The organism is Streptomyces sp. MBT65 (genome assembly GCF_016612545.1).
GTDB lineage: Bacteria > Actinomycetota > Actinomycetes > Streptomycetales > Streptomycetaceae > Streptomyces.
Genome location: NZ_JAENRY010000308.1, coordinates 1 through 9,176, shown reverse-complemented (window position 1 = coordinate 9,176; position 9,176 = coordinate 1). Strand labels below are relative to the sequence as shown.

6 protein-coding genes and 2 pseudogenes are annotated in these 9,176 nt (G+C 70.5%); 7 read left to right on the top strand and 1 reads right to left on the bottom strand.

Going from position 1 to position 9,176, the window contains the following annotated elements:
* Positions 1-253 (top strand): TadE family type IV pilus minor pilin (locus JHN63_RS42095; protein WP_200690410.1); only part of this gene is annotated, 253 nt, incomplete at its 5' end.
* 92 nt (positions 254-345) lie between these two features.
* Positions 346-636, top strand: a pseudogene (locus JHN63_RS53360) (Rv3654c family TadE-like protein); the annotation flags it as partial.
* A gap of 216 nt (positions 637-852) precedes the next feature.
* Here the strand turns inward: JHN63_RS53360 and JHN63_RS42085 are convergent.
* Entirely contained in the window at positions 853-3,342 is a 2,490-nt protein-coding gene (locus JHN63_RS42085) for a DEAD/DEAH box helicase (protein WP_200690409.1), read from the bottom strand.
* Between the two features lie 80 nt (positions 3,343-3,422).
* On the opposite strand from JHN63_RS42085, the gene bldG reads away from it, so the two are divergent.
* The 5 genes and pseudogenes from bldG to JHN63_RS42060 form a co-directional block, all read left to right on the top strand.
* Complete coding sequence (gene bldG / locus JHN63_RS42080; protein WP_003975386.1) at positions 3,423-3,764, top strand: anti-sigma factor antagonist BldG; 342 nt, start codon at positions 3,423-3,425, stop codon at positions 3,762-3,764.
* Positions 3,765-3,883: 119 nt separating this feature from the next.
* Complete coding sequence (locus JHN63_RS42075; RefSeq protein ID WP_093627589.1) at positions 3,884-4,321, top strand: ATP-binding protein; 438 nt, start codon at positions 3,884-3,886, stop codon at positions 4,319-4,321.
* A gap of 297 nt (positions 4,322-4,618) precedes the next feature.
* Complete coding sequence (locus JHN63_RS42070; protein WP_200690408.1) at positions 4,619-7,024, top strand: sodium-translocating pyrophosphatase; 2,406 nt, start codon at positions 4,619-4,621, stop codon at positions 7,022-7,024.
* Positions 7,025-7,231: 207 nt separating this feature from the next.
* On the top strand, positions 7,232-7,828 hold the full coding sequence (locus JHN63_RS42065) for a small secreted protein (RefSeq protein WP_200690407.1): 597 nt from the start codon (positions 7,232-7,234) through the stop codon (positions 7,826-7,828).
* Between the two features lie 149 nt (positions 7,829-7,977).
* A pseudogene (locus JHN63_RS42060) lies at positions 7,978-9,176 on the top strand (methyltransferase); the annotation flags it as partial.

Below are 9,176 nucleotides of genomic sequence, written 5' to 3'. Positions count from 1 at the left end.
CGGGTCCTGCCGAGCCGCGGCCCGCTCCGGCGCCCGGGCCGCGGCTCGGCAGGACCCGGCCGACGCGGTCGTCCGGGTGACCCGGGACACGGCACCGCGTGGCGCGAAGGTCACGGTGGGCAGAGAGGGCGACCAGGTCCATGTGGTCGTGGTCGCCAGGCCGCCGGTGCTGAGCGGACTGCCCTTCGAGGTGCGGGAGGAGGCCGTGGCGGTGGCGGAGGAGACGGTGGGCGAGGGGAGGGCGGGGCCGTGAGGTGTCGTAGCCGGGTCGCTGTGCGATGGCGTGTCCCCGTCGCGGGGCACTCGGACGACCGGGGGTCCGCCACCGTGTGGAGTCTCGCCGCGATGGCCGTGATGTGCGTCGTGTTCGGGGTCGTGCTCGCCCTGGGGCAGGCCGTCGTGGCCCGGCACCGTGCGGCCGGCGGTGCGGATCTCGCGGCGCTCGCGGCGGCCGACCACTGGGCGGAGGGCGGTACGGGGGCCTGCGTCCGGGCGGAGCGGGTGGCGCGGGCGCAGCGGACGCGGCTCGTGCGGTGCGCGATCGTGGGGGAGACGTCGGATGTGACGGCGTCGGCGGGCGGGGGGCCGTTCGCGGCGGAGGTCAGGGCACGGGCGGGTCCTGCGGGGCCCGTACCACCTGCCGCGCCCTCCGCGGGACCGGTGCCGGTTCCTCCCCCGGTCCCTGCGGCATCGGGGGCCGACCCTCCGCCGGTCCCCGCGCCACTGGGGGCTACTCCTCCACCGGTCCCCGGGCCACCGGGGCCCGCCGTCGCACGGGCGCTCGCGCCACCGGGGCCCGCCCCTCCGTCGGCGCCCGCACGACCGGCGCCCTGAGCCGCAGGCAGCCGCCCGTTAAACCCCGCCCACCTTCTCTCCCGGTGCCTCGCGCACATCCTCCGGAGCCTCTCGCAAAAGTTCCGTCAGCAACCGCACGGCCCCCCGCTTGTGCAACGGATCGTTGCCGTTGCCGCACTTGGGGGACTGGATGCAGGACGGGCAGCCGGCGTCGCACTCGCAGGAGGCGATGGCCTGGAGGGTGGCGGTGAGCCAGGCGCGGGCGGTGTGGAAGGCGCGTTCGGCGAAGCCCGCGCCGCCCGGGTGGCCGTCGTAGACGAAGACCGTGGGGAGGAGGGTGTCGGGGTGGAGGGGGATCGAGACGCCGCCGATGTCCCAGCGGTCGCAGGTGGCGAAGAGGGGGAGCATGCCGATCGAGGCGTGTTCGGCGGCGTGGAGGGCGCCGCCGAGGATCTCGGGGTTGATGCGGGCCGCGTCCAGTTGGTCTTCCGTGACCGTCCACCAGACGGCGCGGGTGCGGAGGGTGCGAGGGGGGAGGTCGAGTTTTGATTCGCCGAGGACTTCGCCGGTGATGACACGTCGGCGGAGGAAGGAGACGACCTGGTTGGTGACTTCGACGGAGCCGTAGCACAACCGGCCCTGGCCCCAGGGGAGTTCGATGTCCGTCTCCAGGACGGAGATCGTCGTGGTGTCGCGGGCGACGGTCGAGTAGGGGGGATTGGCCTCCTCCACCAGGGCCACCGAGTCCTCCAGGTCCAGGGAGCGCACCAGGTAGGTGCGGCCCTGGTGGAGGTGGACCGCGCCCTCGTGGACGGTCGTGTGGGAGGCGGACTCGTCCACCGTGCCCAGGAGGCGGCCCGTGCCGTTCTCGACGATCTGGACCGGCCGGCCGCCCCCGCCGCGGATGTCGGCGAGGTCGGCGGCCCGTTCCCGGCGCGTCCAGTGCCAGGCCTTCGCGCGGCGGCGGAGCAGTTTCGCGGCCTCCAGTTGCGGGAGGAGGTCCGCCGTCGCCGGGCCGAAGAGGTCCAAGTCCTCTTCGGTTAGCGGGAGTTCGGCCGCTGCCGCGCACAGGTGGGGGGCCAGGACGTACGGGTTGTCCGGGTCCAGGACCGTGGACTCCACCGGCTGGTCGAACAGGGCCTCCGGGTGGTGGACGAGGAAGGTGTCCAGGGGGTCGTCGCGGGCGACGAGGACGGCCAGGGCGCCCCGGCCGGAGCGTCCGGCGCGGCCCGCCTGTTGCCACAGGGAGGCGCGGGTGCCCGGGTAGCCGGCGATCAGGACGGCGTCCAACCCCGAGACGTCGATGCCGAGTTCGAGGGCGGTGGTGGCGGCGAGGCCGAGCAACTCGCCGGAGTGGAGAGCGCGTTCGAGGGCGCGGCGCTCCTCGGGGAGGTAGCCGCCGCGATAGGCGGCGACCCGCCGGGCCAGCGAGCGGTCGACCTCGGCGAGGCGTTCCTGGGCGATCAGCGCGATCAGCTCGGCGCCGCGCCGGGACCGTACGAAGGCCACCGAGCGGACGCCCTGGACGGTGAGGTCGGTCAGCAGGTCGGCCGTCTCGGCGGTGGCCGTGCGGCGGACCGGGGCGCCCTTCTCGCCGTGCAGTTCGGTGAGCGGGGGCTCCCAGAGGGCGAACACCAGTTCACCGCGCGGTGAGGCGTCGTCGGCGACCTCCACCACGGGGAGGCCGGTGAGGCGGCGGGCGGCGACCGAGGGCTCGGCGGCGGTCGCGGAGGCGAGCAGGAAGACCGGGGAGGAGCCGTAGCGGGCGCAGAGGCGGCGCAGCCGGCGCAGTACCTGGGCTACGTGGGAGCCGAAGACGCCCCGGTAGGTGTGGCACTCGTCGATGACGACGTACTTCAGGGACTTCAGGAAGGAGGACCAACGCGGGTGCGAGGGCAATATGCCGCGGTGGAGCATGTCGGGGTTGGTCAGGACGTAGTTGGCGTACTGGCGTACCCACTCGCGCTCTTCGAACGGAGTGTCGCCGTCGTACACGGCCGGGCGAACGGCATTGCCCAGCGGTTGTGAAAGTTCCTTCACAGAACGGAGCTGGTCGGCTGCCAGGGCTTTTGTGGGCGCCAGGTAGAGGGCGGTGGTGCCACGGCCGTTCGGTGCCTCGGAGCCGTCGAGGAGTGCCGAGAGGACCGGTACCAGATAAGCCAGCGACTTGCCCGAGGCGGTGCCTGTGGCAACGATCACTGACTCGCCGTCGAGGGCGTGCTCGGCCGCCTGTGCCTGGTGGGCCCAGGGGTGTTCGATACCGGCTTCCTGGACGGTGGCGATCACCTCGGCGCGAATCCGGTCAGGCCAGACGGCATGGCGGCCCGCACGTGGGGGCAAGTGCTCCGTATGAGTGATGCGCGAAGCCCGGCTCGGTCCCGACGCCAGCCGGTCCAGAACCGTGCTCGGCGAGAGGCCGGACACGGGGTCCGCCGAGGGTCGATCGGTTCGCTGATTCTTGGCCATCGGCACCGAGTGTGTCACTGGCGTGACGGACAATGGAGCCAAGGCGTCGTGCACGCCCTGCGGTAAGTGATTGAATGCCATCGCGGCTGGCGAACCGTCCTGGGGGCTCTGCCGAGGTGTCCCATGGGATGACCGCTCGATAGCAAGGTGCTGGAGGATCCGTGGACCTGTCCCTGTCGACCCGTACCGTCGGCGATCGTACGGTCGTCGAGGTCGGTGGCGAAATCGACGTATATACCGCGCCCAAGTTGCGCGAACAGCTGGTCGAGCTGGTGAACGACGGGAGTTTCCACCTCGTCGTCGACATGGAGGGCGTCGACTTTCTCGACTCCACCGGGCTCGGTGTGCTGGTCGGCGGCCTGAAGCGGGTGCGTGCCCACGAGGGCTCGCTGCGCCTGGTCTGCAACCAGGAGCGCATTCTGAAGATCTTCCGTATCACCGGCCTCACCAAGGTGTTCCCGATTCACACCTCGGTCGAGGAAGCGGTGGCGGCCACCGACTGACCGACCGTTCAGGGAGCGGTCACCCGACCGCTCCTCGATCGGCCGTATAGACGACCGGTGGACCGGGCTTTCGGCGGCCCGGCCCTCCGACAGCACGCCCGTAGTCCCGAGGGGGATGCATGGCCACCGTTGAACTCCGCTTCAGCGCGCTGCCCGAGCACGTCAGGACCGCCCGACTGGTGGCGGCAGCGGTGGCGCGCAGGGCCGGAGTGGACGAGGCCGTACTCGACGAGGTCAGACTCGCCGTCGGCGAGGCCTGCACCCGCGCGGTCGGGCTGCACCAGAGCAGCGGGATCACCGCCCCGGTGAAGGTGCTGCTGATCGAGGAGGAGAAGCAGTTCTCCATCGAGGTCGGCGACGAGGCGCCACGCTCGGCTCCCGGCGACAAGGCGCCCGGGGCGCTGGGCGAGGATCCGGACGCGGAGACCGAGGAGGACGAGATGGGTCTCGCTGTCATCAGCGGGCTCGTCGACGACGTCGAGGTCACCGCGGGAGAGCACGGCGGATCGATCCGTATGACCTGGCCGACGACACCGCCGGCCACGACGCTTTCCTGAAACCGCCGCACACCACAGCCGAAGGGCCCTGCTGAGCAGGGCCCTTCGGCATTTCCGGGAGAGTGCCGCGAGCGTGCGGGGACCAGGTTTCCTCGGTACGCTGGAATTCGTGAATCAATTCACGATCAATGCCGGATAGCGTCCCGATCGACGCCCCGATAATTTGATCAAGCATCAATGCTTTTAAGGCATTACTATGCGAAGGCCAATTCCGTTTGCCGCGCACTGTTTTGATCAGGTTCCGGTACCTACAATCCGTCCACATCTTGAGCTCAGCACAGGCGTCAAGGAGGACGAATGGCGGGGCTTTCTACCCCTCAGCAGTTTGACCACCCCACAACCTTCGCAGCCGCAGTCCTGACCGACGACAACCGCATCCTCGTGATGGTGATCGGCCTCGTGGCGCTGGCAGCGCTCGTGGTCGCGGGCGTCCTGGTCCGCGAGGTGCTCGCGGCCGGCGAGGGCACCGACAGCATGAAGAAGATCGCGACGGCGATCCAGGAGGGCGCGAACGCCTATCTGGGACGGCAGTTGCGCACGGTCGGCGTATTCGCCGTGATCGTTTTCTTCCTGCTTCTGCTGCTGCCCGCGGACGACTGGAATCAGCGCGCCGGACGATCGATCTTCTTCCTGATCGGCGCGGTGTTCTCGGCGACCACCGGCTATATCGGCATGTGGCTCGCCGTACGCAGTAATGTCCGTGTCGCCGCGGCGGCCCGGGAAGCGACCCCGGCGGAGGGTGAGCCCGAAAAGGATCTCACCGCCGTCTCGCACAAAGCAATGAAGATCGCTTTCCGCACGGGCGGCGTCGTCGGCATGTTCACGGTGGGGCTCGGTCTGCTCGGCGCCTCCTGCGTGGTGCTGGTGTACGCGGCCGACGCGCCGAAGGTGCTGGAGGGATTCGGCCTCGGTGCCGCCCTCATCGCCATGTTCATGAGGGTCGGTGGCGGCATCTTCACCAAGGCCGCCGACGTCGGCGCCGACCTGGTCGGCAAGGTCGAGCAGGGCATCCCGGAGGACGATCCGCGCAATGCCGCGACCATCGCCGACAACGTGGGCGACAACGTCGGCGACTGCGCGGGCATGGCGGCCGACCTCTTCGAGTCGTACGCCGTGACGCTGGTCGCCGCGCTGATCCTCGGCAAGGCGGCCTTCGGCGACTCCGGGCTCGCCTTCCCGCTGCTCGTGCCGGCGATCGGTGTGATCACCGCCATGATCGGCATCTTCGCGGTGGCGCCGCGCCGGACCGACCGCAGCGGCATGTCCGCGATCAACCGGGGTTTCTTCATCTCCGCGGTGATCTCGCTCGTGCTGGTGGCGGTCGCGGTGTTCGTCTATCTGCCGTCGTCGTACGCCGACCTCGACGGCGTCACCGACGCGGCGATCAAGGCCAAGGACGGCGATCCGCGGATCCTCGCGCTCGTCGCCGTGGCCATCGGCATCGTGCTCGCCGCGCTGATCCAGCAGCTGACCGGCTACTTCACGGAGACGAACCGCCGTCCCGTGATGGACATCGGCAAGACCTCGCTCACCGGCCCGGCCACCGTCATCCTCGCGGGCATCTCGCTCGGCCTCGAATCGGCCGTCTACACCGCGTTGTTGATCGGTCTCGCGGTCTACGGCGCGTTCCTGCTCGGCGGCGCGTCGATCATGCTGGCGCTGTTCGCGGTGGCGCTGGCCGGCACCGGACTGCTCACCACGGTCGGTGTGATCGTCGCCATGGACACCTTCGGGCCGGTCTCCGACAACGCGCAGGGCATCGCGGAGATGTCCGGCGACGTCGAGGGCGCGGGCGCGCAGGTGCTCACCAACCTGGACGCGGTGGGCAACACCACCAAGGCCATCACGAAGGGCATCGCCATCGCCACCGCCGTCCTGGCGGCGTCGGCGCTCTTCGGGTCGTATCGCGACGCGATCCTCACCGCCGCCAACGACGTCGGCGAGAAGGTCTCGGGACCGGGCGCGCCACTGAACCTGATGATGGACATCTCCCAGCCCAACAACCTGGTGGGGCTCATCGTCGGCGCCGCGGTCGTCTTCCTCTTCTCGGGCCTCGCGATCAACGCGGTCTCGCGGTCCGCGGGAGCAGTGGTCTACGAGGTGCGGCGGCAGTTCCGCGAGCATCCCGGGATCATGGACTACACCGAGACACCGGAGTACGGCCGCGTCGTCGACATCTGCACCAAGGACGCGCTGCGCGAACTGGCCACGCCGGGGCTGCTCGCCGTGCTCACCCCGATCGCGGTCGGGTTCACGCTCGGGGTCGGCGCGCTCGGCTCGTTCCTCGCGGGCGCGATCGGCACCGGCACGCTGATGGCGGTCTTCCTCGCGAACTCGGGCGGTGCCTGGGACAACGCGAAGAAACTCGTCGAGGACGGCAACCACGGCGGCAAGGGCAGCGAGGCCCATGCCGCCACGGTGATCGGCGACACGGTCGGCGACCCGTTCAAGGACACCGCGGGACCGGCCATCAACCCGCTGCTGAAGGTGATGAACCTCGTCGCGCTGCTCATCGCGCCCGCGGTCATCAAGTTCAGCTACGGCGACGACAAGAACACCGGGGTGCGGATCGCGATCGCGGTGCTCGCGTTCCTGGTGATCGCCGTCTCGGTGTACATCTCCAAGCGGCGCGGGATCGCCGTGGGGGAGGAGGACGACACCGACCAGGCGGCCAAGTCGGCGGACGCCGCGGTGGTTTCGTAGACGGTCGTCCGGAGGCGGGTCCGCAGGCGGGCCCAACGGGCGGGCGGGTGGCGCGAGTTGTGGGCGCCGCCCGCCCGTTCTGTCTGTGTTCAGGGCCTCGTCGTGAGCCTTCTCTCGCTTGGTGCAGATGGCCCCAAATGGGCTTCTATCGGTCCTTGGGCCCGGGGGTGCGGTCCGTCCGGCGTGTATGTTCCGGGGCCGAGAGCCATGGAAGGGACCAACCCGGTGAACAAGAAGCTCGCGGCCGCACTGTCCGGCGGTGCGGTACTGGTACTGGCGCTGTCGGGATGCGGCGGCAGCGGCGACGACAGCGACGCCAAACTGGACGCCTGGGCCAAGCAGGTGTGCCTCGCGGTGCAGCCGCAGGCGAAGAAGATCCAGGCCGCCAACGCGGCGATCCAGAAGGAGACCTCGGACAACAGCACCCCGCAGGACGTCCAGAAGACCGACTCGCAGGCCTTCCAGGACATGTCCGACGCCTACAAGGCGATCGGGGCGGCCGTGAACTCCGCCGGGGCACCGGACGTCGAGAACGGCGCGAAGAAGCAGCGGGACGCGGTCACGGAGCTCAATGGCATCGCCACGTCGTACGCCGCCCTGAAGAAGCAGGTGGACGGGCTCGACACCAAGAACCAGGCGAAGTTCGCGGACGGCCTCAAGGGCATCGCGAGCTCGCTGGACAAGCTCAGCACGAGCGGGAACGACGCCCTGAAGACCCTCGAAGAGGGCGACGTCGGCAAGGCGATGACCCAGCAGGAGGCCTGCAAGACGGCGTCCCCGGCGGCCTCGTCGGCGGCGGGCTGAGCCCTTCTGCCCGAGCCCTTCTGTAGGCAGCGGTCTTTCAGTTGCTGAAAGATGCCCCGGTACGCGTGCGTGCCGGGGCCTTCGCATGCGCACGGCCTGTGTCGATCCGTGGCACGCATGTTGTCGGTGCGAGCGGCCACAATGGGGGAGTGAGTAACTCCAGCCTGCCCACGCTGCCCGCATCCGACCGCCCGGAGGTCGCCGCCCGGCTCCGGGACGCCCTGCTCGGTGCCGCCTTCACCGCCGACGGACTGCTCGACCTGCTCGGCGCCCCCGCGTACGCGGCGCTGGCCCGCAGCGAGACCGTGCCGGCCCTCCGGGCGACGAGAGGCGACACCCCGCTGGAGACGCTGGTCCGGCTGTTCCTCCTCCAGCAACCCGTGCCGCACGCACGCGTGGCGGACGTGCTGCCCGTCGCCGACTGCCTGGAGAGCGGCTGGCTGGTGTCCGTGGGCGCCGACGAGGTCGCCGCGACCGTGGACGTACGGCCGTACGGCGGGCCCGAGGGCGAGGACTGGTTCATCGTGTCCGACCTGGGGTGCGCGGTCGGCGGAGCCGGCGGGATCGGCAGCCGGGAGGAAGGCGTCGTCCTCGGGGTGGGCGGCGCGTCCACCACCCTCGCGGGCATCACCGTACGGACGCCGGTCTCCGCCGCGCTCGACCTCGGCACCGGCTCCGGCATCCAGGCGCTGCACGCGGCCCGGCACGCCACGCGTGTGACGGCCACCGACCTCAACCCGCGCGCCCTGCACATCACCGCGCTCACCCTCGCGCTGTCCGGCGCGCCGGCCGCGGGCGGACCTCCGCGAGGGCTCGCTGTTCGAGCCGGTCCGGGACGACGAGACGTACGAACTCATCGTGTCGAACCCGCCGTTCGTGATCTCCCCGGGTGCCCGGCTGACCTACCGGGACGGCGGGATGGGCGGGGACGATCTGTGCCGGTCGCTCGTTCAGGAGGCGGGCGATCGACTGCGGGAGGGCGGATTCGCGCAGTTCCTCGCCAACTGGCAGCACGTGGAGGGGGAGGACTGGCAGGACCGGCTCAGGTCGTGGGTGCCGCGCGGGTGCGATGCCTGGATCGTGCAGCGCGAGGTCCAGGACGTCACGCAGTACGCCGAGTTGTGGCTCAGGGACGCGGGGGACCACCAGGGCGACACGGCCGCGTACGAGGCGCTCTACGACGCGTGGCTCGACGAGTTCGAGGCGCGCAAGGTCAGGGCGGTGGGCTTCGGCTGGATCACGCTGCGCAGGACGGGGTCCGACGCGCCCTCGATCACCGTCGAGGAGTGGCCGCACTCGATCGAGCAGCCGCTCGGCGACACCGTGCGCACGCACTTCGACCGCGTCG